This is a genomic window from Halanaerobium hydrogeniformans (assembly GCF_000166415.1).
GTDB classification, from domain to species: Bacteria; Bacillota; Halanaerobiia; order Halanaerobiales; family Halanaerobiaceae; genus Halanaerobium; species Halanaerobium hydrogeniformans.
Map to the genome: position 1 here is coordinate 2,065,268 of NC_014654.1, position 26,145 is coordinate 2,091,412.

Annotated in this window: 29 protein-coding genes; 1 reads left to right on the forward strand and 28 read right to left on the reverse strand. The window is 33.1% G+C overall.

Annotated elements, in window-relative coordinates:
- Positions 1-4 precede the first annotated feature (4 nt).
- The 28 genes from tsaD to cdaA form a co-directional block, all read right to left on the reverse strand.
- Positions 5-1,045, reverse strand: coding sequence for a tRNA (adenosine(37)-N6)-threonylcarbamoyltransferase complex transferase subunit TsaD (tsaD, locus tag HALSA_RS09445; RefSeq protein WP_013406344.1), 1,041 nt, complete (start codon positions 1,043-1,045; stop codon positions 5-7).
- A gap of 5 nt (positions 1,046-1,050) precedes the next feature.
- Entirely contained in the window at positions 1,051-1,779 is a 729-nt protein-coding gene (gene tsaB / locus HALSA_RS09450) for a tRNA (adenosine(37)-N6)-threonylcarbamoyltransferase complex dimerization subunit type 1 TsaB (RefSeq protein ID WP_013406345.1), read from the reverse strand.
- Positions 1,760-2,245, reverse strand: coding sequence for a bifunctional tRNA (adenosine(37)-N6)-threonylcarbamoyltransferase complex ATPase subunit type 1 TsaE/phosphotransferase (locus HALSA_RS09455; protein WP_013406346.1), 486 nt, complete (start codon positions 2,243-2,245; stop codon positions 1,760-1,762). Before HALSA_RS09455 ends, tsaB begins: the two co-directional genes overlap by 20 nt.
- Positions 2,246-3,049, reverse strand: coding sequence for a pyrroline-5-carboxylate reductase (gene proC / locus HALSA_RS09460; protein ID WP_013406347.1), 804 nt, complete (start codon positions 3,047-3,049; stop codon positions 2,246-2,248).
- 19 nt (positions 3,050-3,068) lie between these two features.
- The gene (locus tag HALSA_RS09465; protein ID WP_013406348.1) at positions 3,069-4,325 is read right to left on the reverse strand and encodes a glutamate-5-semialdehyde dehydrogenase; all 1,257 of its coding nucleotides are present in this window, start codon (positions 4,323-4,325) and stop codon (positions 3,069-3,071) included.
- The gene (proB, locus tag HALSA_RS09470; RefSeq protein ID WP_013406349.1) at positions 4,315-5,451 is read right to left on the reverse strand and encodes a glutamate 5-kinase; all 1,137 of its coding nucleotides are present in this window, start codon (positions 5,449-5,451) and stop codon (positions 4,315-4,317) included. Before proB ends, HALSA_RS09465 begins: the two co-directional genes overlap by 11 nt.
- 81 nt (positions 5,452-5,532) lie before the next feature.
- A complete protein-coding gene (locus HALSA_RS09475; protein WP_013406350.1) occupies positions 5,533-6,012 on the reverse strand; it encodes a PTS sugar transporter subunit IIA in 480 nt (159 codons plus the stop codon).
- A 182-nt stretch (positions 6,013-6,194) separates the two neighbouring features.
- Positions 6,195-7,919, reverse strand: a complete 1,725-nt coding sequence (locus HALSA_RS09480) for an NADH-dependent [FeFe] hydrogenase, group A6 (RefSeq protein ID WP_013406351.1) — start codon at positions 7,917-7,919, stop codon at positions 6,195-6,197.
- A 27-nt stretch (positions 7,920-7,946) separates the two neighbouring features.
- Positions 7,947-9,749, reverse strand: a complete 1,803-nt coding sequence (gene nuoF / locus HALSA_RS09485; protein ID WP_013406352.1) for an NADH-quinone oxidoreductase subunit NuoF — start codon at positions 9,747-9,749, stop codon at positions 7,947-7,949.
- Between the two features lie 22 nt (positions 9,750-9,771).
- Positions 9,772-10,137: a (2Fe-2S) ferredoxin domain-containing protein gene (locus tag HALSA_RS09490; protein WP_013406353.1), complete on the reverse strand. Its 366-nt coding sequence runs from the start codon at positions 10,135-10,137 to the stop codon at positions 9,772-9,774.
- Positions 10,137-10,694: an ATP-binding protein gene (locus HALSA_RS09495; RefSeq protein ID WP_013406354.1), complete on the reverse strand. Its 558-nt coding sequence runs from the start codon at positions 10,692-10,694 to the stop codon at positions 10,137-10,139. Before HALSA_RS09495 ends, HALSA_RS09490 begins: the two co-directional genes overlap by 1 nt.
- Before the next feature lies 1 nt (position 10,695).
- On the reverse strand, positions 10,696-11,178 hold the full coding sequence (nuoE, locus tag HALSA_RS09500; protein ID WP_013406355.1) for an NADH-quinone oxidoreductase subunit NuoE: 483 nt from the start codon (positions 11,176-11,178) through the stop codon (positions 10,696-10,698).
- Positions 11,179-11,199: 21 nt separating this feature from the next.
- Positions 11,200-11,940: a PHP domain-containing protein gene (locus HALSA_RS09505; RefSeq protein ID WP_013406356.1), complete on the reverse strand. Its 741-nt coding sequence runs from the start codon at positions 11,938-11,940 to the stop codon at positions 11,200-11,202.
- Position 11,941: 1 nt separating this feature from the next.
- A complete protein-coding gene (locus HALSA_RS09510) occupies positions 11,942-12,271 on the reverse strand; it encodes an iron-sulfur-binding protein (protein WP_013406357.1) in 330 nt (109 codons plus the stop codon).
- Positions 12,261-13,598, reverse strand: a complete 1,338-nt coding sequence (locus HALSA_RS09515) for a [Fe-Fe] hydrogenase large subunit C-terminal domain-containing protein (RefSeq protein ID WP_013406358.1) — start codon at positions 13,596-13,598, stop codon at positions 12,261-12,263. Before HALSA_RS09515 ends, HALSA_RS09510 begins: the two co-directional genes overlap by 11 nt.
- Before the next feature lie 19 nt (positions 13,599-13,617).
- Positions 13,618-14,043 (reverse strand): ATP-binding protein, encoded by a 426-nt coding sequence (locus HALSA_RS09520; protein WP_013406359.1) that lies wholly within the window; start codon positions 14,041-14,043, stop codon positions 13,618-13,620.
- A gap of 37 nt (positions 14,044-14,080) precedes the next feature.
- On the reverse strand, positions 14,081-14,443 hold the full coding sequence (locus HALSA_RS09525) for a hypothetical protein (protein ID WP_013406360.1): 363 nt from the start codon (positions 14,441-14,443) through the stop codon (positions 14,081-14,083).
- 157 nt (positions 14,444-14,600) lie between these two features.
- Positions 14,601-14,951: a type II toxin-antitoxin system PemK/MazF family toxin gene (locus HALSA_RS09530; protein ID WP_013406361.1), complete on the reverse strand. Its 351-nt coding sequence runs from the start codon at positions 14,949-14,951 to the stop codon at positions 14,601-14,603.
- A complete protein-coding gene (locus HALSA_RS09535; RefSeq protein ID WP_013406362.1) occupies positions 14,932-15,228 on the reverse strand; it encodes a hypothetical protein in 297 nt (98 codons plus the stop codon). The genes HALSA_RS09530 and HALSA_RS09535 overlap by 20 nt, the downstream gene beginning before the upstream one ends.
- 40 nt (positions 15,229-15,268) lie before the next feature.
- Entirely contained in the window at positions 15,269-15,415 is a 147-nt protein-coding gene (locus HALSA_RS12840) for a hypothetical protein (RefSeq protein WP_013406363.1), read from the reverse strand.
- Positions 15,416-15,515: 100 nt separating this feature from the next.
- A complete protein-coding gene (locus HALSA_RS09540; RefSeq protein ID WP_013406364.1) occupies positions 15,516-17,765 on the reverse strand; it encodes an IGHMBP2 family helicase in 2,250 nt (749 codons plus the stop codon).
- A 15-nt stretch (positions 17,766-17,780) separates the two neighbouring features.
- On the reverse strand, positions 17,781-18,323 hold the full coding sequence (dcd, locus tag HALSA_RS09545; protein WP_013406365.1) for a dCTP deaminase: 543 nt from the start codon (positions 18,321-18,323) through the stop codon (positions 17,781-17,783).
- A gap of 37 nt (positions 18,324-18,360) precedes the next feature.
- Positions 18,361-19,962 carry a bifunctional ADP-dependent NAD(P)H-hydrate dehydratase/NAD(P)H-hydrate epimerase gene (locus HALSA_RS09550; protein ID WP_013406366.1) on the reverse strand — a complete coding sequence of 534 codons (1,602 nt, stop codon included), beginning with the start codon at positions 19,960-19,962 and terminating at the stop codon, positions 18,361-18,363.
- Positions 19,963-19,964: 2 nt separating this feature from the next.
- A complete protein-coding gene (gene acpS, locus HALSA_RS09555) occupies positions 19,965-20,342 on the reverse strand; it encodes a holo-ACP synthase (RefSeq protein ID WP_013406367.1) in 378 nt (125 codons plus the stop codon).
- Positions 20,343-20,499: 157 nt separating this feature from the next.
- Positions 20,500-22,329: a glutamine--fructose-6-phosphate transaminase (isomerizing) gene (glmS, locus tag HALSA_RS09560; protein WP_013406368.1), complete on the reverse strand. Its 1,830-nt coding sequence runs from the start codon at positions 22,327-22,329 to the stop codon at positions 20,500-20,502.
- 345 nt (positions 22,330-22,674) lie between these two features.
- Entirely contained in the window at positions 22,675-24,027 is a 1,353-nt protein-coding gene (gene glmM / locus HALSA_RS09565; RefSeq protein ID WP_041595819.1) for a phosphoglucosamine mutase, read from the reverse strand.
- Positions 24,028-24,070: 43 nt separating this feature from the next.
- A complete protein-coding gene (locus HALSA_RS09570; RefSeq protein ID WP_013406370.1) occupies positions 24,071-24,463 on the reverse strand; it encodes a YbbR-like domain-containing protein in 393 nt (130 codons plus the stop codon).
- Positions 24,464-25,240 (reverse strand): diadenylate cyclase CdaA, encoded by a 777-nt coding sequence (gene cdaA, locus HALSA_RS09575; protein WP_013406371.1) that lies wholly within the window; start codon positions 25,238-25,240, stop codon positions 24,464-24,466.
- Between the two features lie 179 nt (positions 25,241-25,419).
- Between cdaA and HALSA_RS09580 the strand changes: the two genes are divergently transcribed.
- Positions 25,420-26,142 carry a hypothetical protein gene (locus HALSA_RS09580; protein ID WP_013406372.1) on the forward strand — a complete coding sequence of 241 codons (723 nt, stop codon included), beginning with the start codon at positions 25,420-25,422 and terminating at the stop codon, positions 26,140-26,142.
- Positions 26,143-26,145: the final 3 nt, after the last annotated feature.

The following is a 26,145-nucleotide window of genomic DNA, read 5'->3' on the forward strand; positions in this document are numbered from 1 at the left end:
TCACCTACAGCTTTAAAGACGGATCAGCACTTATGGCAAGTGAGGCAAAATCCCTGTCAAGATATTGGTAATAAGCTACTGCACCTATCATTGCAGCATTATCAGTACAAAGCTCCAGAGAAGGATAATAAAAATCTATCTCAAGCTCCTTCATTTTAGATGCAACTATTTCTCTCAGCCGTTGATTTGCTGCAACTCCACCTGAAAGTACAACACTTTTAATATTATATTTTTCAACTGCCTCCAGTAATTTTGAGCTTAAACTATCAATTACAGCTTCCTGAAAGCTTGCAGCAAGATCTGCCTTATTTATTTTTATATTTTTCTGCTTTTGATTATTTATATAATTCATTACAGCTGTTTTAAGACCACTAAAACTAAAATCAAAACTATTATCATTCATCACAGCTCTTGGGAAATCTACAGCTTCTGGATTACCATTTTGAGCAGCTTTTTCGATTGCAGGACCACCTGGATAACCTAAACCCATATATCTTGCAATTTTATCAAAAGCTTCTCCAGCCGCATCATCCCTAGTTCTACCAAGAATTTCATAACCTTTAAGATCTTCAAAATAAAGTAAATCTGTATGACCACCAGAAATCGTCAAACAGATTAAAGGTTTTTTTATCTCAGGATTATCAATGAAGTTGGCATAAATATGTCCTGCAATATGATTTACTGCAATTAATGGTATCTCTAAGCTCAAAGAAATAGCCTTAGCAGCTGTTAAACCGACTAATAGGCCTCCAACAAGGCCAGGGCCATAAGTGGCCGCAACAGCATCTAAATCTGCAAATTCGAGCCCTGCTTTCTCAAGAGCTTCATCAATTACCGGCAGTAAAAGTTCTAAATGTTTGCGAGAAGCTATTTCAGGAACCACACCACCAAATTTTTTATGCAGCTCTACCTGAGAAGATACAACATTAGATAAAACTTCCAATCCATTTTTAGTAACTGAAGCTGCAGTCTCATCACAGGAACTTTCTAAAGCCAATATAAAAATGTCATCTTCTTTATTCTTATAATTTATCTTAGAATTCAAATTAATTAACCTCCATATTTCTGCTGCCAATTTAATTCTGCCTGTGGTTTTTTTAAATAGGTTGGTTTGAGCTGATAAATGTCATCTCTTTGACCAGCACTGATATAATCTCTGCCCAATCTAGCTAATACTGCCGCTCTAGGATAATTATTTTCTGCTTCTGCTTTTAATATATTAAAATTTGAATTTCTTAATATTTCTGCAGTTTTATCAGTTTTATCACCAATCAGCAATATTTCTTCAGCTTTGTAATCAGATAATAATTCAGCTAAATTATTTATTTCAATACTTGAAGCCTTATAAATCTCTTTTAATTTAAATTTCTTATCTAATTCAGTTTGAAAATCATCTGTTTTTCTACTATAAAAAGAATAATATACCCTGTTTCTTTTTGCATCAAGCATTGCTAGTATATAATTTGCTCTCTGACCAGCAGCCATTATCTCCAAAGTGGAAATACCTTTAACTGGAATCGAAAAAATTCTTCCAAGCATTTTTGCTGTAGTTATCGCTATTCTAAGACCTGTAAATGAACCTGGTCCTGTAGCAACTGCAATAGCATCTAAATCTTTGGCTTTCAATTCAAATGTTTTAAAAAGTTCATCTATTAATGGCAGTAATTTTTCACTATGTTGTCTCTTTAAACTTAAATTATATTCTGCTTTAATTTTATCATCTTCCATAAGAGATAAAGCTAAAAAATCTGTTGAAGTATCAATCCCAAGAATTAACATTTTCAAACAACCTTTCTACAAATCGTTCTGTCTTTTTGCCCTCACCACTAATAATTATTTCTCTTTTATTAGAAGTTATTTTATTAATTTCTATAAAAATAAAATCAGCCGGAATTAAAGATAAAGCAATTTCCGGCCATTCTATTAATATAACAGCATCTCTGTTTAAATAATCTTCAAAACCGATTTCTATTAATTCTTCGCTTTTATTGAGCCTGTATAAATCCATATGAATTATCTCCAGAGCACCCTGATATTCCTGAACAAGATTAAAGGTTGGACTGGTAACCTCTTTTTCATAACCCAAAGCAGAGGCTATACCCTGGGCAATTAAAGTTTTGCCAGAACCCAATTCTCCTTTAAGTAAAATTAAGACTGGCGGCTCTATATAAGCAGCTATTTTTTGGGCAAAATCACTACTCTCTTCAGCAGAGTTACTGATAAATTTAAACTCTTTATTGCCCATTTATTTGCCCAGCTCCTCTGATCTTTTCGCTGCAGCAGAAACAGCTTTGATTACCGCTGATCTAAAAGCGGATTCTTCTAAAGAAGCTAGTCCTGCAATAGTCGTCCCCCCAGGAGATGTTACCATATCTTTTAATTCAGCTGGATGCTTTTTACTCTGCAAAATCATTTCTGCTCCACCTTTTACAGTTTGAGCAGCAAGTTTAAGAGCCTTTTCTCTGTCCAAACCATTTAAAACTCCTGCATCAGATAATGCTTCTATAAAAAGATAAACGAAAGCAGGCCCACTACCACTTAAGGCAGTAACTGCATCCATTTGTTCTTCTTCTATCTCTATAATCTTGCCAAAAGATTTAAAAATACTTTTAACAAATGTTTTCTCTTTTTCAGCAAGCTTTTTTGAAAAGGATAGAGCACTCATCCCCTCTCCAACAAGAGCAGGAGTATTTGGCATTACCCTTACAACACCAGTATTATTAGGTACTTGTTCTTCAATAAAAGCTCTTTTAATACCAGCAGCAATAGAGATAATTGTCTTATCATCACATATAGTTTTTATTTCACTAAGTACTTTAGAAAAAATCTGGGGTTTAACAGCCAAAATAACATAATCAGCTTTCAAAACTGCCTCTTTGTTCTCTGCTGTAAAATACAGACCTGGATATTTATTTTTTAAACTAAAATCATCTGCCGCAAACTTTTTGTCAGCTGCTGCAATTTCTTCGGCCACTAAAATATTATTTTTTAAAATACCATCTAAAATAGTCTGACCCATATTCCCAAGTCCAATAATAGCTAGTTTCATCATAACCTCCTAAATAAAACTATTCTCTAATCTGTCCATCACCCATAATTATATATTTAGTAGTGGTCAACTCTTTTAATCCCATAGGACCACGAGCATGTAATTTCTGGGTGCTAATTCCTGTTTCTGCTCCCAGGCCGAATTGACCTCCATCAGTAAATCTGGTTGAAGCATTGACATATACAGCCGCAGCATCTATTTCATCTAAAAATTTTCTTGCTGTAGTATAATTTTCTGTAACTATAGCTTCAGAATGTTTTGTTCCATATTTATAGATATGCTCAACTGCCTCAGAATAGTTTTCTACAACTTTAACAGCCATAATATAATCTTTGTATTCGGTATAATAATCCTCATCAACAGCATCTTTTATACCTGGAAGAATGGCTTTTGTTTTTTCACAGCCTCTTAACTCAACATTGCTCTCTGAGAATATACGTCCCATTTCAGGCAAAAATTCCTCTGCTATTTCACTATCTACAAGCAGGCTTTCTGCAGCATTACAGACTGCAGGACGAGAATATTTTGCATTAAATACTATTTTTTTGGCCTTTGTTATATCTGCATCTTTATTAACATAAACATGGCAGTTACCAACTCCGGTTTCTATTACAGGAATCTTGGATTCATTGACAACTTTTTGAATTAAGCCAGCTCCACCTCTAGGGATTAAAACATCTAAATAATCAGTTAAAGTAAACAATACATCAACAGCCTTACGATCAGTTGTTGAAATAAGCTGAACACTATCTTTATCTAAACCTGCTTCTTTTAAACCATCCTGAATAATATTGCTCAAAATCTGATTTGAATTAAAGGCATTAGAGCCTCCCCTTAAAATTACAGCATTACCTGATTTTAGACAGAGACCTGCCACATCGACTGTTACATTAGGACGAGCCTCATATATAATTGCTATTACTCCAAGTGGAACTCTAATCTGACCAATCTGAAGACCATTTGGACGCTTCCACATTTTTGGGACTTCTCCAATAGGATCTTCTTGAGCAGCAACATCTCTTAAACCCTGGGCCATAGATTCAATTCTTTCTTCTGTTAATTTTAAGCGATCAAGCAGAGCCCTGCTTAAGCCGTTCTCTCTACCATTGTGCATATCCTCTTCATTAATTTTTAGTATCTCAGCCTGTCTTTCGATTAACTTGTCTGCAATCAAATTTAATGCCTTATTTTTATCACCTGTAGCAGTATTAGCCAATTTTCTTGAAGCCTGTTTAGCTGCATCTGCTTGAGAAATCAACTCTTCTCTAATACTCATAATGATCTCCTCCTATTACCATATTATCCCTATGGATCACTTCACTTTTATTAAAATAACCAAGAATATCTTTAATTTCTTCTGAATGAGCTCCTTTAATTTTTTTAATCTCATCAGAACTATAATTTACAATACCCCTACCAATAATTTTCTTTCCATTACTGATTAAAACAAGTTCTCCACTATTAAAATTTGCTTCTACTCCAGTAATACCGCCTGGAAGTAAACTTTTACCTCTTTTAATTAAAGCTTCTGCAGCACCTTTATCAACAAAGATTTTGCCAGAAGGCGGTAAATTAAAATTGAGCCACTGTTTTCTTTTTGATAAACTTTCTTTTTCAGCTAAAAATGTAGTCCCCATGTTATATTCTTTTTTTTCAGCCATTTCCACTAAATTTAAAAGAGAATTTTTATCTTCTGCAGAACCAATAATCATAATAACACCTGAATTAACTGCAATTTTTGCCGCTTCAATCTTAGTCTGCATTCCACCGGTACCAAAGGAACTGCCTTTACCACCAGCCATATCCTCTATCTCTTTATTGATCTTTTCAACTAAAGAAATTAATTTTAAATCCTTGTTGTTTTGATTTGGTGAAATATTGTATAGACCATCTACATCAGAAAGATTAATTAATAAATCAGCTTCAACAAGCCCGGCAACTCTCGCTGAGAGTGTATCATTATCTCCGACCTTGATTTCATTTGTAACGACAGTATCATTTTCATTAATAACCGGTACTACACCATGTTCTAAAAGTTCTTTTAGAGTATTAAATGCATTTAAATATCTGTTTCTATTTTCTAAATCACTTGAAGTTAATAAAATTTGAGCACATTTTTCTCCATATTCGCGGAAAAACTTATTATATATACCAATTAATAGACCCTGCCCAACTGCAGCACATGCCTGTTGTTCAGGAATAGATTTAGGCCTTTTTACAAAACCTAATTCTCCCATACCGGCAGCAATAGCACCAGAACTAACAAGTATTACATCTCTGCCCTGGTTTTTTAAATCAACCAGCTGTCTTGTCAGATCATCGATTTTTGTAAAATTAAGTTTAGCATTTTTGCTGCTTAGAGAACTGCTCCCTATCTTTACTACAATTCTTTTAAAATCCATAAAATATCATCCTGTCTTTTATACTTTAAAATTTATTATATCAAATTTAAAAAGAATAAAAAAGGCAAAAGCCATTATAGATTAATAAAGTTCCACCTCGATTATCTTTTCCCCTGCTTCTACATTCTCATTTTTTAGTATTTTAATATTTTTAACCTTATCCATATTTGTAATCACAAGCGGTGTAGATATCGCATCTGCATTTTCTTTAATATATTCTAAGTCAATTTCAATCAAAGGTGTACCAACTTCAACCCGATCCCCGTTTTTTATTTTCTTTGTAAAACCTTTACCATTAAGTTTAATCGTATTGATGCCAATATGGACTAAAACTTCTAAACCTAAATCTGTTTGAATTCCAAGGGCATGGCCGGTTGTAAATACCTGCACAACTTCTCCAGCACAAGGAGATTTTACTATGTTCTCTTCAGGATCAACTGCAATACCATCACCTAAAATCTTTTTTGCAAATGCTTCATCATTTAAATCCTGTAATTTAACTATTTTGCCTGCAAATGGTGCAAATAGATATTCTGTCTTTTTCTTAAACATATCCAACATTTCTCTCTTCTCCCCCTCTCTTTTATTTATTATAATACAAATAAAATAATTTTAACAGAAATAATTATTTATAATTCCAGATAGAAAAAAAGCTGTACCATTTAATTGCTTAAACAGTACAGCTTTGTAAAAAAATCAAATTAAATATTCAACAGCAAAGTGCTGAATGTAGATCTCTATCTTTAGTTTTTAGGCCTGCTTTTATAAGTTGTGTGTAATAGGTGATGTGATTCTCCACTTAATGGCTTACCTAAGAACTCTTTATATAATTTTATAACCTGTGGGTTTTTGTGAGATTTACGTACTGCACTTTTATCATCAATCCCACTTAAACCTACACCCCGCTTAACTTTCTTTTCATATGTTGCAGGTCTTGGCTGACCTCCTCCACCAACACAACCGTGGGGACAGGCCATAACTTCTATGAAGTCACAATCACAATTCCCATCTTTACATGCATTTAGAAGTTTTTCGGCATTACCAAGGCCATTTGCAATTGCAATTTTTACGGTTCTATCTCCAATTTCAACCTCTGCAAAATTAACTCCTCTAAAACCAAGATTTAATTGCTCCAGTGGTTCTCCTGTTAACTTTTCTTTAACAGTTCTTACTGCAGCTTCTGCAACTCCACCTGTAGTACCAAAGATAGTTCCTGCTCCAGTTGAAGTACCCATTAATTCATCAAAATCTTCATCATCTAGTTTAGAGAAATTTATTCCCATTTCTTTAATCATGCGGGCTAACTCTCTGGTTGTCAATACTGCATCTGTATCTTTAAAACGGGTTGCATTAATTTCTTCTCTATCTTTTTCAAACTTTTTAGCTGTACAGGGCATGATAGCAACAGTATAAACATCCTTTGCCTTAACTCCTGACTGCTGAGGATAGTAAGTTTTACCAAGGGCAGAAAACATCTGCATCGGTGATTTAGCAGTTGATAAATGGTTTAAAAGGTCAGAATAATTATGCTCAGCATATTTAACCCAGCCTGGACAACAGGATGTAATATGAGGCAATGTTCCTTCTCCTTCTAATTTCTTTAAGAATTCACTTCCCTCTTCTAATATTGTTAGATCAGCAGCAAAGTCTGTTGAAAATACTTTATCAAAACCAAGTCTTCTTAAAGCTGCAACCATTTTTCCAGTTACTACTGTACCGTTTGTAATATCAAATTCTTCACCCAAGGTAGCCTGAATAGAAGGAGCAGTTTGAACAATTACATGTTTTTCATCATCTTCTAATGCAGCCCATACGTTTTCGATTTCACTTTTTTCATTAATAGCACCAACAGGACAAACAGAAGCACATTGTCCACAATTTGCACAGTTAACATCTCTTTGTGGCATGTCAAAAGCTGTTGTGACTACAGAATCAAAACCTCTTTGGGTAAATTGTAAAGCAGAAACTCCCTGTACCTCTTCACAGACTCTAACACAACGTCCACAGAGTATACATTTATTTAAATCTCTTCTTAAAGCAGGTCCCACATCATCAATTTCGTGTTCTCTTACTGCTCCAGAAACTCTTTCTATATCTTCTTGGGTAATACCTAAGTCATAGGTAATATCCTGAAGTTCACAGCTGCCATTACGATTACAACCTAAACAATCATTAGGATGATTGGCTAAAAGAAGTTCTACATTTCTTCTTCTTGCTTTTCTGGCCCTAATACTACGGGTATTAATTTTCATTCCTGGATTAACCGGAGCAGCACAGGAGGCAAGAAGTTCTCCACTCTCTTCTTCCTCTACAACACAAACTCTGCAGGCTCCATGTGTGCTTAAATCAGGGTGATAACATAATACTGGCACATCAATACCTACTGACTTAGCAGCATCCAAAATAGTACTACCTTCACTAACTTCTACTGTCTGATTATCTATTTCAATTTTAACTTTATTCTCCATTAATTTAATTCCCTCCTATTATCAGGATTAACCCTGTGAAATTGCATCGACTGGACAAACGGGTTCACAGGCTCCACAAGCTATACAAATATCTTCATCTATTTCAAAAATACCTTTTATTTCTCCACTAATTGCATCAACAGGACAAACTTTTGCACATTTTCCGCAACCTATACAATCTTCTGTAGTAATTACATAAGTGCTCAGCAGATCCTGACAGGCTCCAGCAGGACAATTTTGTTTGTGTATATGGGCTTCATATTCTTTGCGAAAATGGGTTATGGTAGATAAAACTGGATTAGGAGCTGATTTTCCGAGTCCACATAAAGAAGTACTTTTGATATGATCTCCCAGTTCTTCAAGTAATTCTATATCACCTTCTCTACCTTCACCTGTAGTTATCCTGTTTAATATTTCCAGCATCCTTTTTGTACCCTCTCTACAGGGAGTACATTTACCACATGATTCACTTTGGGTAAAGTTCAAGAAGAAACGAGCTACATCAACCATACAGGAATCTTCATCCATTACAACCATACCACCAGAACCCATCATAGTTCCAGCATCTAGAAGTGAATCATAGTCAATCGGAAGATTTAAATATTCTTCAGGTAAACATCCTCCAGATGGTCCACCGGTCTGGACAGCCTTAAATTTCTTGTTTTTATCCAGTCCACCACCTATTTCAAAAATCACTTCTCTTAGAGTTGTTCCCATGGGTACTTCTACTAAACCAGTATTATTAATTTTACCGGTTAAAGCAAAAACCTTAGTTCCTGCACTACTTTCAGTTCCTATAGATGAAAATGCTTCTGATCCCTCATTAATAATAAATGGAACATTAGCAAAAGTTTCCACATTGTTTATATTGGTAGGTTTACCCCAGAGACCGCTTACTGATGGATAAGGTGGTCTTGGTTTGGGCATTCCTCTTTTTCCTTCAATAGAATTCATCAATGCAGTTTCTTCTCCACAAACAAATGCACCAGCACCTTTTTTAATGTGGAGTTTAAAATCAAAACCGCTATTAAAAATATTTTCCCCTAGTAGTCCATATTCTTCCGCGTCTTTGATCGCCTTTTCCAATCTTGTTATTGCCAGAGGATATTCAGCCCTTACATACACATAACCTTCATCTGCTCCAATAGCATAAGCTGCAATCATCATACCCTCTATAATAACATGGGGATCTCCTTCGAGAAGACTTCTATCCATAAAAGCTCCAGGATCTCCCTCATCTGCATTACAAATAACATATTTTTTATCGGATTCTGTATTTCTGGCAAACTGCCACTTTAAACCAGTTGGGAATCCACCACCACCTCGTCCGCGTAATCCTGATTCTTTAAGTTCATCAATTACTCCCTGAGGCTCCATTAAAGTTAAAGCTTTACCTGCTGCTTCATAGCCACCTAATGCAATATATTCATCGATATCTTCTGGATCAATGTGTCCACAATTTTTCAATGAAATACGCTTTTGTTTTTTATAAAAATCTATATCCTGATAAGAAGGAATCTGCTCTTCTGTCATCGGCTCCTTAAAAAGCAGTCTTTCTACGGTTCTTCCTTTTAATAAATGCTCATCTACAATTTCTTTGACATCTTTTTCATTTACCTCACAGTAAAATACACCTTCTGGATAAACGATCATTATTGGCCCTTTTTCACAAAAACCGTGACATCCTGTTTCTACTATTTTAATCTCACCACTCATATCTTTAGCAGCAAGTTCTTCGTCTAAGATAGTTTTTAAATCTTTTGCACCAGAAGAAACACAACCTGTTCCAGTACAGACTAAAACATGGGAACGATAAATAGTCTCATTCATTTAGAAAATGCCTCCTTTAAAATTATTCACTATGTCTAGCGATTACTAATTCTTGTACTACATTGCCATTGATTACATGTTTGCTGATAATTTCTTTTACATCAGTTTTGCTTAAATTTCCATAAGTTATTCTTTCTTTGCCAGGCATCCTTACATCAATTAAAGGTTCTTTTTCGCACATACCTATACAGCCTGTCTGGGTAACCCTTACATCAATATCTCTGGTTTCTACTTCTTCTAAAATTGCTTTTAATATTTCTCTCGCTCCTGCAGCAATACCACAGGTTCCCATCCCAACAATTATTTCTGGTCTTGTTCCCTGATCACGCTTTTTCATATCTTTTTGAACTTTATCTCTCAGTTCTTTTAATTCAGCTAAAGATTTCATTAAAAAGCTTCACCTCCGCGGATTTCTTTGATATTTTCTTCCAAATATTCTCTGATCCATCTCACAATAGCTGGAGATTGTATAGAAAGATCTTCTAATTCTTTTTTTACTTCCCTGCTGTCAAATTCGAATTTTTCTTGCTCAAAACAATGTTCATAAATTATTTCTAGCTGCTCACCATTTGCAGCAATAAAATTGCTGATAGTTGTTGCAATATCTCCAAGTGGAGCTCGGTCAATATTATCATACTCAAATTCTGCCTTTACCACTGTACCCTGTCCTTCCTCAGATTTAATCTTAAAATCACCATTTGTTCTTTCGGCAGCATTTTTAAATAGAGAAAGACCTAGTCCAACCTCCCTTGTTGTTCTTGAAGTAACGAAGGGATCTGTAATATTTTCCAAAAGTTCTTTTTTGATACCCTTACCATTGTCAACGATAATAATAACAAAGGAATTATCCCCAGGATCCTCTGATATTTTAAGCTCAATCTTATCTGCTCCTGCTTTTCTTGAGTTTTCTAAAATATCAAGAATATGTAATGACAGTTCCCTCATTTTATTTGTATTTCGCCAGAATTGAAGGGATTTCTTCCGGGATTAAGCGGCCATGGGTATCATCATTGACCATGATTACCGGAGCTAAACCACAGGCACCAATACAGGCGACTGATTCTAAAGTGAAGTTTAAATCGTCAGTTGTTTCACCACTATCAATTTCAAGTTCTTCTTTAAGCGCACTTAAGATTTGGCCTCCACCTCTAACATGACAGGCAGTTCCCATACATACTCTGATAATATTATTCCCTCTTGGCTCCTGGTGAAATTGACTGTAAAAAGTTACCACTCCATAAACCTGGCTTAAAGAAAGGTTTAAACGAAGAGCAATCTCTGTCAATACCTCTTCAGGTAAATAACCATATTCTTCCTGAGCTTCCTGTAAAACTGGGATCAAATATCTTTCTTTTTTTTCATATCTCCCTAAGATCTCATTTACAGGTTTTAAATATTTTGCTAATTTTTCTCCTTTAAGATGTGCCATCAATAATTGCCTCCTTGATAATTAGTTTTCATTTAAAATAATCTTTCTGCCTTCTTCTTTTTTAATAGCTTTAACAAATTCAGCAAAGCTTGCTTCTTCCATTACTAAACTATGATAGGATTTGATGTCCTGTAGATAATGGCTGTCAGAGTTTTGAATAAACTGATAGGAAAGAAGCTCTTGATTATTTTTCAAAAAATCTTCTTTATTAGTGTTTTTAGAAATCTCTATCGTCTCAATTTCAAGTCCTGGTGGAATAAAACCAAGTTGACTGATAATACTATTTCTCCTGTCCATATGAGATGGAATAACTACTCCACCAAGCGAAGAAATTATCTTTAAACACTTTTCTAAACTCAACTCACATGATCCAGCTAAAAAACGTAAAACTTTACTTTGAAATTCATCTGAAAAAGAGCATTTTATTTGGGGACCAAAAAATTCTTCGTCATTTTCTATTTGAGGTAGATTAGCATAAACCATCTCCTGCCACTTAAATAGTGAGGTTAAGTTCGGAAAATAACATAGTATGTGAATTTCTTCTTTAGTCTGTGTTTCCATAGCTGGAATGAAAAATATATTGTTTTGTTCACAAAAATATTTAAAAACTTCTGCATTTGCTGCAGAATTGTGATCTGTTAAAGCTAAAACTTCTATCCCCTCTTTTTTAGCTTTATTCACAATTTCTGCTGGTGACATTAATAAATCAGCACAGGGGGAAAGTACAGAATGAATATGAAGATCTGATTTAAATTTCATCATTTTAAATATTGCTTTCACATAAACTGCATACTAATTTATAAGCTTTTCTTTTAGCTTTTAATAGATTTACCCCTTTTTGACAGGCTTTTTTTACTGCAGCTTCATCATAATCAAAATCTTCAACTAAAATTACTGCAGAAAGATCTACCAATAAAGCTACTGCTACAACATTCTGATGGCCCTGTACAGTTAACCAGAGGTTATCCTGTTTGGCACTTGCCATAACATTACTCAATAAATCACCAATATATACACCATCAATTTCTTTGTCCAAACTTGGACCTGCAACTACCTCGAGATTAAACTTATCTACAAGCTCTTTAACATTCATAATCTTCCTCCTTTTCACCTTTAATAAGTGGTGGTAATGAATTTGCTAGCTCACAAAGATCACCTGCAAGATCACTAATCCTTTTTCTCAACATAAAAGTACAATCTGTTCTTACTGCAAGATCATTTACTATATCTTCTGCAAATGTTTTGCAGTCTGGTGCCCCACAGGCAGCACAATCAAGCCCTGGAAGCAGTTCAATTTCTTTTTGCATCTGTTCTAACTTTTGCATTGCTATTTTAAAATCTTTATCAAGCTTCACTATATTATCTGCTTTTATTTCTTTAGAAAGTGCAAAATTATAAATTTGATCTTCTTTATTGATCTTATCTAATTTGTTTTTATTAAGCTTATTTTTTAAGTTTTTAATTCTACTTTCTAAATTAAAAGCTGCCTGATAAGGATTAATAACATTTAATATTCCACCTAAACACCCATTTGCACATGATGTTAGTTCAAAATAAGAAATTTCTTCAGATATATTATTTCTTTCGATCTCATCTAAAAGCTTTTTGACAGATTTAATACCGGAAACACTAATTGTATTAATTTCCTGCCATGATTTAAGGATTCCTTCTTCTCCTCCATGTTTTCCCCAGGCTATTGATAATGGAAGCTTATTTGCTTTTTTTATATCCTCTTCATTTATTTCACCTAACAGAGAATGGATTTCCTGATAAATCTTATCAACGGCAATTGCTCCATCTAAAAAGCTTTTTTCCTGACCAATAGCTCTGTTAACCGTTGTCAGTTTAGCAGGACAGGGAGTTAAAAAAAACACCTTAGCTTTAATATCTTTCTCATTTATGAGTTCTTTTTTGACCTTTTCTGCAATCAGCTCTACAGGAGATTTCATTGGTAAAATCATTTCAATCAAATCTGGATACTGTAATTTAATCAACCTGACAATTGCAGGACAGGAAGAAGATACATAATTATTAGAATTTTGATTAATAAATTCTAAACTTCGGCGGGAAAGAGCTGCTGCAGCATCTGCTACATCATAAACCTTTTTAAATCCTAGCTTATAAAGAGCAGCTTTTATTTTATCAGAAGAAATATCAGCTGAAAACTGGCTGTAAAAACTTGGTGGTATTAATAAAACTGGATAATCATGGTTAATAATTTCATCCAGCTGATCTGACTTGCTATATTTAGCATGATATTCACAAACCCTTATGCATTCTGCACAGTCAACACAAAGGTCTTCTTTAATCCTGGCTTTACCCTGATGTACCCTTATTGCTTTTGTAGGGCAGCCTTTAACACAATTTGTACAGCCCTCACATTTTTCTTCTTTTAGAAGCACAGAATGCTTTTTTGTCATTATAACCCTCCTGCTAAAATTAATTAGCTAATATTATCTTTATTTTAACAGTTGTTCCTTCTTTTTCATTTGATTCTATAGAAAAATCATCTGCATATCTTCTAGCATTGACAAGGCCCATTCCTGCACCAAATCCCATTTCCCTAATTTTATCACTTGCAGTAGAAAAACCGGGTGTTAATGCTTTATCAATATCCGGAATACCGGGACCTTGATCAGAAACCTTTATTTCAAGTTCCTCTTCGGAAATCCTGGCTTTTATTTTGCCCCCTAAAGAATGGATAATTACATTCATCTCTAATTCATAGGTCACAATGGCAGTTTTTCTAATAATATTTGAGTCTACTCCTAATTTGCGGAGAATATTTTTTAATTCACTTGAAGCTTCTCCACCACTTTGAAAATTAAAGCTTTCAATCTCTTTTTCCAATATCTCTTTTTTCATAAAAAAATCAGCTCCTGACTAACTATAGATTTGGAGTTTATAGATAGTTAATCTCTTCTGCTCCAACCCCATTGTTATATAAAATTCCACAAGCCTCAAAAAGTGGTTTGGCTGTGGAATATAGAAAAATATCTAATTGATTTGCAAGAGCAACCGTTTCAATCTGTGGTTCTTTAGCTCTAACAAATACTATGATTTTAATCCCAACCATTTCAGCAGTTCTAACCACCTGAGGATTTGTTAAACCAGTTAAAAGTAAGGTCTTGTCATTAGAAAAAGCCAGAACATCACTCATTAAATCAGCTCCACAGGCTGTTACTATTTCTAAATCATCAGCTGTATTAACTTCCTCAAATATGGTATTTGTTTGCAAAAGAGATTTAAGTTTTTTTAGTTTCATTTTAATCCTCCATAATAAAATAATAACTTATTTTGAGTAAATATGCAATTAAAAGAAATTGGAAAAAGATAGTGAATAAACTCACTTGTATATACAAAAAATATACATTTAGAGTATACGATATTTTTTTCACAATGTCAAGTACTTATTTAAATTTTTATAGGTCTATTAAACCTAAACTGATTTCTAAAGAAGTATTTACATCTTCAATAACATCATCACCTAAATGCGCAATATGTCTCTGCAGACGCTTTTTATCAAGTGTTCTAATCTGTTCAAGCAAAATTACTGAATCTTTATCAAGGTTTGTATAATCAGCAGGGATTTCAACATGGGTTGGCAGTTTAGCTTTATTAATTCTAGAAGTAATTGCTGCAACAATAACAGTTGGACTATATTTATTACCAATATCATTTTGAATTATCAAAACCGGTCTAGTACCTCCCTGCTCAGATCCTACAACCGGATTTAAATTTGCGTAAAAAACATCACCCCTTTTTACTTTCATTTTTTTCACACTCCACCAGTCGTTGTTCATAACATAAATATGAGTAGCAGTCACTTGATAATCCCTCATCTGCTAATTTTTGATTTAGACCGGCCATTTTTTGGTAACCTGCTTTAAGAAGTGATCTAACCTCTTCTTTTTTAAGTTCTCTTAAATATAATTCCACTGCCTTTAACAAAAAATTATTGCGCGGTTCATTATTCTGTTTACAATAACTCTCGATTTCTTCGACAAGCCTATGCGGTAATTCTATTTTTAATTTTTTTAATTCAACCAAAACTTCCACCCCCAAAGATTAGTTAAACGAAAAGATGAGACTATTTAGCCCCATCTTCGAGTAGAGAAACCTTTTTAATGAAATCTTCATTCACTTCTGCCATCTTTTTGTAACCACTAATCATAGCTTTGATAATTTTTTCTTTTTCAGTTTTACTAAGATTTTTTTCACGATGCAGCCTCTCCACTGTTACCCCACCTCATTGTAAAAAAGATTAATAAAATCTTAAAAATTATTCTGTTTTAATTATACATTAGTTTTGAAAAGCTGTCAATGAAAATCACCTTTTAAAGCCTATAATATAAACCAACTCTTTTAATATAAGTTAATAAATTTTTGTAACTTTGATGCTGACAAATTGTACTGCTATCACCAATGAATATAATTTTTCTTTTTGCTCTCGTTAAAGCTACATTTAACCTTCTGAGATCTCTTAAAAAACCAATATTAGCATCATCATTACTTCTAACAGCAGAAAAAACTACCATTTCTTTTTCTCTACCTTGAAAAGCATCAACTGTATCAATTTCTATCTCAGTTAAATTATTATGCTGATTTAAAAGATCAACTTGATCCTTATATGGAGTAATCACAGCAATGTTATTTTCATCCATTGAAAGCATGGCTGCTCTATCTAATATATCCAGTACTATTTCTGATTCTACTGGATTATCATAAGAATTTGAAGCCTTAAGTGATCTTTCTGAAGCCTCCATCTCCTTTGTATCTAAAAACACCATTGGATACTCTGGTTTTAAAGCTTTTTCGGTAAAACACTTTTCTGATTGAGGGTAAACTCCTAAATCACCTAAATTATGTTGAGCAACCGAAGGGGCTGCTCTTAAACTTCCATCATAAAAATTAAGGCTTGAAAAACCCATTATCTTTCTATTCATCCTATACTGTATCTTCAATGTAGAAAGCGCATCAGTTGGATGAGTCTCAGATAATCTTTCAAATAAAGATTTAGCAAGACCTCCTTTGGCAGCCTGTTGGTTAATAACTGTTGGTGGAAGTTGTTTATGGTCCCCAATCAAAACACTTTTATCTGCCATAAAATAAGGAATCAGTGTTGCAGGCTGGGTTGACTGGGTAGCCTCATCTATAACACTTAAATTAAAATGAAAGTCTTTTAATATTTCTGAACCTGCAGTTATATTTGTCGAACAAATTACATCAGCTTTATTTAAGATATCTTCTACAGCCTCATTTTCTAATTTCTCTATTTGTTTGAAATATTTATCTATTTTAGATTGAAGTTCAAGCCAGCTTGCCATTTCATTAATTACCTTAGGACTAATCCCTCGAACATGATGTTCTATATCTCTTTCTGCATATTCTTTAATTTCCTGATCCGAAAGTCCTCTCCGGTATTTACCTCCTGGATAAATATAAGAATCCTGTTTGTTAATCAAATCAGATACTTCATCTCTTAATTTCTCAGCTTCTATATAAGAGTGATGTTTTAAAACTCTGTCATCTAAAGTATTCTTTCTTAATTTTTTATTAACTCGAATTGGATGGCCAACTCTTACAACATTAAGATCTTTTTCAATTAATAATTCTAAAAGATTATCTACAGCAGTATTAGAACCAGCGGTTGTTAGAACTTTATTACCCTTTTTTACCGCTTCAAGAACAAGTTCAACTGCAGTAACAGTTTTTCCAGTCCCAGGTGGTCCCTGGATCAAATAAAAATCTTCTGCTGCAAGAGAGTTCTCTATAGCTTTTATCTGACTTTGATTAAGAAAATCAGAATTATAACTGATTTTTGCTGTATTTGTAAATTCTTTTTTTGCTAATAAAATATCTCGTTTTCTAGTTTCAATTTCATTTTGAGGTTTTTTTACAATTTCTAAAGCAGAAAACATTCTATCAAAAGTTGTTTCGTTAACAAATAAATCCAATCTTACCCCTTTACTATATATAAATTCTGGTGGATGTTTATCAAAAGCAACTGTTATAGAATAGCTTGTTTTTTCGGCTACTGTTCCAGTTGGATTATCAGGATGTAATGGTTTATTTAAACTAATCATTACTAAATCACCTGTCGTTATTTCAGTTTCAGGTAACTTTTTACCAGAATATTTTGAACTAAATTTTACAAGTGGTTTATGGCCAAAACCTGAGCCGGCATCTTTACCTCTTAAATCAAGCATAGCTCTTCCCTTAGCCTGTCTTTCACTTGGGGTTAAGTATTTAATTTCTAATTTATGTCTATCTATTTCTTCTTCTCTTTCTAAATCGAGTAGCTCCGAAAATTTATTATAATAATCCATAATTTCTTTATCTACTAAATCATCAGGATTTTTTGCCTTTATATTAACCTTAACTCCACCAATTTGATTGCCATCCATAACTTCAATAATTTTTGGCGCAGAAACCAGTTCAACTTCTACCTCTGCTTTTTTTGAATTTTTATCTATTCTGATTTTGCCAATATTATTACTATCAGTACCTACTTCATTTATAAAAGCTCCTACAATATCACCTGGTCCAATACTGTTATCTATTTGCGAAATAACTAAAGTAACCATCATTATACCTCCAACTTAACTGTTTGTGTTCTCTATATCTTCAAAAACTTTTGTTCCGACAGTATTTCTCTGCCCCTGATATTTACCTCGATAAGGGTTTTGAGCAGAATTATCCATTTGAGCAAAAACTAACTGACAGATTCTTCGCTCTGCTTCTAATTTAATAGGTAAACGGTTTGCATTAAATAATTCAAGTGTTATTTGGCCTTCAAAACCGGGGTCGACCCAACCAGCATTCTGAATAAAAAGTCCCATTCTACCAATAGAACTTCTACCTTCAACAAAAGCTGTTAGATTATCAGGCAGTTTAATATATTCTTTAGTTGTAGCTAATAAAAAAGAATGGGGAGGAATAATTATTTCTTTCCCCCTTACTTCTTCATAGCCAACTTCCTCAGTTAAGGTCATTAAAGGAAGACTATTTTCGTTGACTTTTAAAAAATCATTACCCAACCTCATATCTACAGAAGCCGGTTGGATCTGTATACTATCTACTGGATCAATTACTAAAGTTTTTTCTTTTATCATCTTCTTAATTGTCTTATCTGATAAAATCATCTTTTTTCTCCTCATATTTTATTTTAAAGCTAAAAAGTTAATTGTTATAAATTAAAAACTTCCATACCTCTGGCAAATAATTAATTAAATCACCTGATTTAAGTCCAAAATCACTTTTGTCTAAAGAAGCTATCTCTCCAGCTTTGCCATGGACATAAGTTGCTAAAGCTGCTGCTTTAAAAATATTCATTTCCTGCCCGATCAATGCAGATACGATCCCGGTCAAAATATCACCACTACCAGCAGTTGCCATTCCATTTGTTCCAGTATTATTAAGATAAACTCTTCCATCTGGAGCAGCTATCACGGTTAATGCTCCTTTTAGAATAAGATTAACTTTATATTTAAGAGCAAATTCTTTTGCTATATCAATTTTATTTTTATTTATTTCTGTTGCTGGAAGATCTATTAATCTTGCCATCTCTCCGGGGTGTGGTGTCAATAATATTTCTCCACTATAATTTTTTAACAACTTTAAATCAGAAATTGAATTAAGAGCATCTGCATCCAGAACCAGAGGTATATTTAAATTTTGCAGTATTTCTTTTAGCACCATTTGGGTTGCCTTATTTAAACCTAACCCCGGTCCAACTGCTAAAAGATCAACTTTTTTAGCAAATTCAATTATAGGTTTAACTGATTTTTCAGAAATAATTCCATTTTTAGAAGGTAGATCTTTGCTTAAAACCTCTCTTAGCTCTACACTCAACTCCTTTTGTATTTCCTCTGGCAAAAGTAGATAAACAAGCCCTGAGCCACTTCTTAAAGCAGCATCAGCAGTTAATAGTGCTGCACCATCCATACCACATGAACCTGCTAAAATTGCAATTTTGCCGAATGTACCTTTATGTCCATCTCTTTTTCTATGCGGAAGAAATTCTTTAGCTTTTTTTTCAGTGATTAACTGCAAGCCATCAGCATTTTTAGCTAATATAGCCTGCTTTATACCAATATCAATAATTTTAACTTCTCCAGTATAATCAACCCCAGGGAAAATAAGCAATCCTCTTTTATAAGCAGCCATTACTGCTGTGTAATCTGCTTTAACTGCTTTACCTAAAACTGAACCTGTTAAACCATTGATACCTGATGGAATATCTACCGCTAATACTTTTGTGTTTTTTTGCTTTAAATCATTAATTAAAGCGATAATTTCTCCGACATTGCCTCTGACCTCACCTTTGATTCCGGTTCCTAATAAGGCATCAATAATAAGATCACTTTTTATTATTTTTTCTTCGATAGTTTTTTTATTTAAATTATTATATACATTACATTTAATATCATTATATAAAACTAATTCATGATTTTTTCTGTTAATGCCCTCAAGTTTATCTGCAGTTGTAGTTAAAATAATCTCCGGCTGATAGCCCCAATTTGCTAAAAATCTGGCTGCAGCCAGACCATCACCACCATTATTACCTTTACCTACAAATATCAAAATTTTAATATTTTCTTTATCAAAATCTTCTATTCTCTTATAAAAATTGCCCTGGCAGAAAAAATATTCTTTAATAATTTGATCAGCCAATTCTGCTGTTCCACGAGCTGCTGCTTCCATTAATAAAATTTCTGGAAAACCAGCATCTATAGTTTCGTGATCTGATTTAGCCATTGCATTCGGGGTTAATATATGCATTTTTAAGCTCCTTCCAAGATTATTTGAGCAATACTGAACTCTTTTTCATGTGATATACTTAAAAAAATACTTTTCACATTCAAATTTTCAGCCTGTTCGGCTGTTTTATTATAAAGATTAACTTCAGGTTTACCCAAATCATTATTTATTATTTCTATATCCTGCCAGCTATTATTACGCAGTCCAGTTCCCAAAGCCTTTAAAAAAGCTTCCTTAGCAGCAAAACGAGCAGCATAAGAGGCAGCATAATCAGAATGCTTACCGCAGTATTCGATCTCAGCAGCTAAATAAATTTTATTTAAGAATCGATCTCCATATTTATTTATTAGTTTCTCAATTCTTTGATTTTTTACAATATCAATTCCAGTTCCAATTATCATCAAAAAACCTTCTTCCTTAACTAAACTATCTATTATTTAAGATCTTAAATAATACTTTCTCTTTATAATTATATTAAAATTAAGCTATAAATGCAAAATCCGGGCCATAGAAACTGACCCGGAGGCTTTTTTATTAGTAAATGATTTTAACTTTTAGTTATTCAACAGTAACACTTTTAGCAAGATTTCTCGGCTGATCTATATCCTTATCACATATTAAAGCAGTATAATAAGCCAATAACTGCAGCGGTATTATAGCTAACAACCCTGCAAAATATTGATTTAATTGTGGTAGTTCCAGAATATGATCTACACTTTCCTTTTCATAATTCTGTCCCTCCATTGTAATCAGAAATGTATCAGCACCTCTTGCTTTAACTTCTTTTAAATTGCTAAACAACTTATTGAAAATATCAGTTCTACTACCTAAAGCAACAACTGGAACTCCATCTTCAACCAAAGCTAGAGTACCGTGTTTTAGTTCACCGGCCGGATATGCTTCAGCATGAATATATGAAATTTCTTTTAATTTCAAAGCTCCTTCAAGTGCTAAAGTATAATCTGTGTTTCTGCCGATAAAAAAGATGTGTTTTTGCTCAGCATATGATTCAGCAATATTTTTTATTTTAGCTTCACTTTGATTGATCATCTGTCTGCTCAACTCTGGAAGCCTAATCAAATCATCAGTAAATTTTTTTACAAGTTCTTCCTCAATATCAGCTCTCTGACTCATTCCATCTACAGCAAGCATATAAAAAGCTGCAACCATATTGGTATAAGCTTTTGTTGAAGCGACAGCTATTTCTGGACCAGCATTCAAATAAAGCACCATGTCTGCCTCTCTTGCAATACTACTATCTCTACAGTTTACAAAGGCTAAAACTTCTGCACCTTTAGCTTTGGCCAGGCGTAAAGCTGCAAGAGTGTCTGCAGTTTCTCCTGACTGACTAACTACTATCATTAATGTATTCTCATTGACCAAAGGGTTACGATAACGATATTCACTGGCAACCTCTACTTCAACCGGTAATTTTAGCATATCTTCCAGCAGATATTTAGCTAAATAACCAGAATGATAAGCAGTTCCACATGCTACGACATGGATTTTATCATAATTGCTAAGCCAATTGGATTCTAAACCACTTTCACTTAAGTCCAATTTGCCATTTTGCAGGCGATCCTTTAATAACCATTTTAAAGACTCTGGCTGTTCATTAATTTCTTTTAACATAAAATGGTCATAGCCCTGCTTTTCTGCCATTTCTGAACTCCAATTAATCTTGGTACTGTTTTTATCAGCAATTAAACTTCCACTAAAAGAATATATTTCAACTTTATCCTTTCTAATATCAGCCATCTCTTCATTTTCCAGAATATAAAAATCATCAGTGTAATCAAGATAAGCCGGGATATCAGAGGCTAAAAAGTTTTCATTTTTACCAAGTCCAACAATTAGTGGACTATCTTTACGAACTGCGATTATTCTATCATTTTCAGTTTTGGACATAACAGCCATTGCAAATGAACCTTCAAGTTTAGTAATCGCTTTATTTACAGCAGTTCTAAGATCACCATTATAATACTTAGAAATCAAATGAGCTGCAACTTCTGTATCAGTATCAGAAGTAAATTCCATACCATCAGCAACTAAGCTTTCTTTTAATTCACTAAAATTTTCAATAATTCCATTGTGGACAAGAACAATTTCGTCAACAGAATCTGTATGAGGATGAGAATTCCTGTCAGATGGTTTGCCATGGGTTGCCCATCTAGTATGTCCTATCCCTGTAAATCCACTAAAAATCTCTTTTTCTGCAGCCATATTGAGCTCATTTAATTTACCCTGTTTTTTAACAAGCTTTATCCCTTCTTCTTCCTGTATCGCTATTCCAGCTGAGTCATAACCACGGTATTCCAATTTTTTTAAACCAGAAAGAAGTATAGGAGCAGCTTTCTTATCTCCAATATATCCAACAATTCCACACATATATATTGACCTCCATTTTATTTGCGCTTTATTTTATACTATTTACAAATTTAAATTTCAGCTGCTAATTATCTTCTCTGTCTCGGCAGTTACCCACCAATTTTAAAAGATAATATTTAGGTAGAACAGCTACAACCTGAGAGCATCCGCCGAAAAATCGATAACTCTCTCCCTCGTCAACCTAATTTGATATCTTTATAATTAGGTTCTGGCGCTTTCAACCGAATCTAATTATTCTCACCTCCCTCTTTAAATTAATTTCTGCGACTTAAAATAACAACAATTACCAAATATAATAATAAGCTAAAAAGCCATAAAAAGCAAATTTTAGCTCTTATTATTATTTTAATTTAGCTCTTTAGAAATAATATCACTTAATATTTCTTCCCATTTTCTCAATAATACTTCATCTTTTCCTTCCAGCATTACTCTAATAAGGGGTTCTGTACCAGAAGCTCTTACAAAAACCCTACCATTATTTGCTATTTCTGCTTTAGCCTCATTAATTTTTTTCTTAATTTCCTGATTCTCCTCCCAATTATCTTTATCTTTGACTTTTATATTGGCAAGAATTTGTGGCCAGTAGTTCATTATTGATTTTAGTTCACTTAAAGTTTTATTTTCTTTAAGCATGATCTCTGCGATTTTAACAGCTGTTAAAATACCATCACCTGTGGTGTTATAATCGCCAAAAATAATATGCCCAGATTTTTCTCCGCCAAGCTGATAATTGTTTTTAAGCATTTCAGCCAAGACATAGCGATCACCATTTTTTACTATTTTTACTTGACCTTCCAAATCTGCAAGACTTTCCTGTAAAGCTAAATTACTATACCTTGTGGTGACAATAGTATTTTCATTTAAATTATCCTGAGAAATCATATAACGGGCAGCTATTGCCATAATATTATCTCCCTCAACAATTTCACCTTTTTCATCAACTAAAATAACCCTATCTGCATCCCCATCATGAGCAATTCCCAGGTCAGCAGCTTGATTTATAACTTCTTGAGCAATTATTTCTGGCTTAGTTGAGCCACAATTAACATTTATAACCTCTCCATCAGGATGATTGTTCATCACAATCACTTCTGCACCTAAAGTTTTAAAAACTTCTGGTGAAGCTTGATAAGCTGCTCCATTAGCACAATCTATAACAATTTTTAGTGAAGAAAAATCCTCATCAGTTATATTAATAATAAAATCTATATATTGATCGATCCAATCATATTTTTCTTCTATCAAGCCAATCTTATTATCAATGGGATAAGGTAATTCCTGAGAGTAATCATTAAAATATAATTTTTCTATTGCCAACTCATCTGCATCTGTTAATTTAATTCCATTTTCATCAAAAAACTTAATTCCATTATCAGCTGTAGGATTATGTGAAGCAGATATCATAATTCCTCCATTTACTTCCATCTCTCTGCTCAAATAACAAACTCCAGGGGTAGGTATGATTCCTAACCTATAAACATTTATTCCAACTGATGTTAAACCTGCCATTAAAGCAGCTTCTAACATATCCCCCGATAATCTGGTATCTTTACCTATAATAATAGTTGGTTTTTCAATCCCACTATTTTTAGTAATATAATAACCACCTATTCTAGCAATCTTATAAGCTAAATCACCTTTAAGTTCATGATTTGCTACTCCTCTTAATCCATCAGTACCGAATAACTTCTTATCCAAACTCTTCACCCCAATATTTATAATATATTTATATTAAATCGATTCAATCATTATTTCTTTCTCTAACCTTTACAATAATATAACCTGGATCAGTTCCCATTAGCCTGGTTCCAGATGGTAAGTTCACTTCAATTATCTTTAAATTGTCTCCAGGATCAACATCACTCAAATCCACAAATGCTCTGATATCATCCTTACTGACACTGGTAAAATAAGAGATATAATCAAGTCTGACCACTACACGATTACTGGATAATGATTCGATTTCATAATCTGGTGGTAGGTTTCTTGTTTCAATATTGATTAAAAATGAAGCTGCCTGTTCTTCTCCTAAATTAAAAATATTACTTGTTTGATCACTTGCATAAGTCCATAATAAAACTGCAATAAAAAAAGCCAGTATTAATTTTTTGTGATTTTCGCTAAGAGAAAACATTTAGATATGCCTCCTCATAAAAGATTTTTCTTTTGATTTTTCAAAACTAGCAGCTAAGTTTTCTCTGAGCTCACCTTCATCTAAATCACGTCTCAGTTTGCCATCTTCTGCCATCGAAATAACTCCACTTTCTTCTGAAACCACTAAAGCAATTGAATCTGATTCTTCAGTAATCCCAATTGCTGCTCTGTGTCTAGTCCCTAAGCGTGGATTAATATCAGACCGGGTAGACAAATTCAAAAAACAGCTAGCAGCCTGCATTCTTCCATTTTCAATTATAACTGCTCCATCATGTAATGGAGAAGCATGTTGAAAAATACTAATTATTAACTGTTTGCTAATTTTAGAATTTAGCTCAATTCCAGTTTCTATGTAATTTTTCAAACCAACTCGCCTGGAAATAACTATTAAAGCACCGGTTTTATTTTTTGCAAGATCTGTAACTGCAGATATAATATCATTAATCTCCTTTGGCCCCCAGTTTTGCCAAAAATGTTCTTTTAAAAATCCACCCCTACCTATTTGTTCTAATGCCCTTCTTAATTCAGGCTGAAAAACAATTGGTAAAGCTACCAGCACAATTGTTAAAAAACTATCTAAAAACCAGTTAACTGTATTTAGTTCTAAAAGTTGAGAAAGCAAAGCCACAGCAAATATCAAAATTAAACCTTTTATCAGCTGTACTGCTCTTGTTCCAGATATAATATTTAATAAATAATATATAATAAATGCGATAATAAAAATATCGAGTAAACTTGTTAAAATTCTCCAGGTCAATTTTATCACCTCTAAATTAAATATTCGTCAAAAAGGGGTTATAAACCTGCTTTATCTTTTAGATTTATTTTTATTAATCAAAATTTAAAATAAATCTATACTTTTTTAAATAATTATTACCTGGATTTTAAAGGATAATCATTTAAGAAATAGAAATAAAACTTATGAGGTGATCTATTTTGGCTAATAACTTATTTAAAGATAAAAGAATCAATTATAAAGATTTCTTAATCATACTTAGCAGCTGGTATTTTATTGTTTTCAGCAATTATTTTTTAAAAGAAAAAGAATTCGCTTCTCTTTTATATATTAATGAATTTTTGGGCTTTATCTTAACTACCCTTGGTTATATGTTATTTTTCTTTTTAATTTATATTTATTTTCAAATGCTTTATGATTTACCCTTAAAAGATTTAGGGTTTAAATTAGATTTTAAAAAGCTTAATTTAAAAACTCTGTTTCCTGCACTAATCCTGCTTATATTTGGAGTAATTTTAATCAATGTTAGTGCAGCTAAAATTAACCCTTTAAATTTCAAACCCCTTTATATAATTAATGACTTTGCTGTTATTATTAGAGCTTTACCTGTTTTAGCCGCTATATTTTTAGCTGCATTTTTTCAGGCTGTTGCTTTACAATTTTTATTTAATAAAATTATTTTTTCAATATTTATTTTATATCTTCCCAGCTTTTTAGCTTCAATATTTACCGCATTATTTGCAGCAATAATACTTTTACAGTTTGAGCCAGGATTTATATTGATGATTTTTATATCAGTAATTATAAGTAATTATCTTTATCTCAAAAGTGACTATAACCTTCTCGGAGCAACAATATTTTATGCCTCATTTTTAACACTATATATTAGCTTTATTTATGGTTTTAATTTTTTAGCTTTTTAATTT

Excerpts from the sequence above, each read along its gene's own strand:
- tsaB (WP_013406345.1), bottom strand. The coding sequence starts at position 1,779 with ATGTTAATTCTTGGGATTGATACTTCAACAGATTTTTTAGCTTTATCT.
- HALSA_RS09540 (WP_013406364.1), bottom strand. The coding sequence starts at position 17,765 with ATGGTTACTTTAGTTATTTCGCAAATAGATAACAGTATTGGACCAGGT.
- HALSA_RS09490 (WP_013406353.1), bottom strand. The coding sequence starts at position 10,137 with ATGAAATCTTTAGCTGAATTAAAAGAACTGAGAGATAAAGTTCAAAAA.
- HALSA_RS09550 (WP_013406366.1), bottom strand. The coding sequence starts at position 19,962 with ATGCATATATTAACCCCGAATGCAATGGCTAAATCAGATCACGAAACT.
- glmS (WP_013406368.1), bottom strand. The coding sequence starts at position 22,329 with ATGTGTGGAATTGTTGGATATATTGGAGATAAGAAAGCTGCTCCTATA.
- HALSA_RS09455 (WP_013406346.1), bottom strand. The coding sequence starts at position 2,245 with ATGGGCAATAAAGAGTTTAAATTTATCAGTAACTCTGCTGAAGAGAGT.
- HALSA_RS09505 (WP_013406356.1), bottom strand. The coding sequence starts at position 11,940 with ATGATGAAATTTAAATCAGATCTTCATATTCATTCTGTACTTTCCCCC.
- HALSA_RS09525 (WP_013406360.1), bottom strand. The coding sequence starts at position 14,443 with ATGAAACTAAAAAAACTTAAATCTCTTTTGCAAACAAATACCATATTT.
- HALSA_RS09480 (WP_013406351.1), bottom strand. The coding sequence starts at position 7,919 with ATGGAGAATAAAGTTAAAATTGAAATAGATAATCAGACAGTAGAAGTT.
- HALSA_RS09465 (WP_013406348.1), bottom strand. The coding sequence starts at position 4,325 with ATGAGTATTAGAGAAGAGTTGATTTCTCAAGCAGATGCAGCTAAACAG.
- dcd (WP_013406365.1), bottom strand. The coding sequence starts at position 18,323 with ATGATTTTATCAGATAAGACAATTAAGAAGATGATAAAAGAAAAAACT.
- proB (WP_013406349.1), bottom strand. The coding sequence starts at position 5,451 with ATGGATTTTAAAAGAATTGTAGTAAAGATAGGGAGCAGTTCTCTAAGC.
- nuoE (WP_013406355.1), bottom strand. The coding sequence starts at position 11,178 with ATGGCACATCTTAAAGGAGAAAAATTAGCAAAATATTTAAAACCTGTA.
- nuoF (WP_013406352.1), bottom strand. The coding sequence starts at position 9,749 with ATGAATGAGACTATTTATCGTTCCCATGTTTTAGTCTGTACTGGAACA.
- HALSA_RS09495 (WP_013406354.1), bottom strand. The coding sequence starts at position 10,694 with ATGAGGGAACTGTCATTACATATTCTTGATATTTTAGAAAACTCAAGA.
- HALSA_RS09530 (WP_013406361.1), bottom strand. The coding sequence starts at position 14,951 with ATGAAAGTAAAAAGGGGTGATGTTTTTTACGCAAATTTAAATCCGGTT.
- HALSA_RS09475 (WP_013406350.1), bottom strand. The coding sequence starts at position 6,012 with ATGTTGGATATGTTTAAGAAAAAGACAGAATATCTATTTGCACCATTT.
- HALSA_RS09520 (WP_013406359.1), bottom strand. The coding sequence starts at position 14,043 with ATGAAAAAAGAGATATTGGAAAAAGAGATTGAAAGCTTTAATTTTCAA.
- HALSA_RS09510 (WP_013406357.1), bottom strand. The coding sequence starts at position 12,271 with ATGAATGTTAAAGAGCTTGTAGATAAGTTTAATCTCGAGGTAGTTGCA.
- acpS (WP_013406367.1), bottom strand. The coding sequence starts at position 20,342 with ATGATAATTGGAACTGGAATTGATATTGTAAAAAATCAAAGAATTGAG.
- HALSA_RS09515 (WP_013406358.1), bottom strand. The coding sequence starts at position 13,598 with ATGACAAAAAAGCATTCTGTGCTTCTAAAAGAAGAAAAATGTGAGGGC.
- proC (WP_013406347.1), bottom strand. The coding sequence starts at position 3,049 with ATGAAACTAGCTATTATTGGACTTGGGAATATGGGTCAGACTATTTTA.
- HALSA_RS09570 (WP_013406370.1), bottom strand. The coding sequence starts at position 24,463 with ATGTTTTCTCTTAGCGAAAATCACAAAAAATTAATACTGGCTTTTTTT.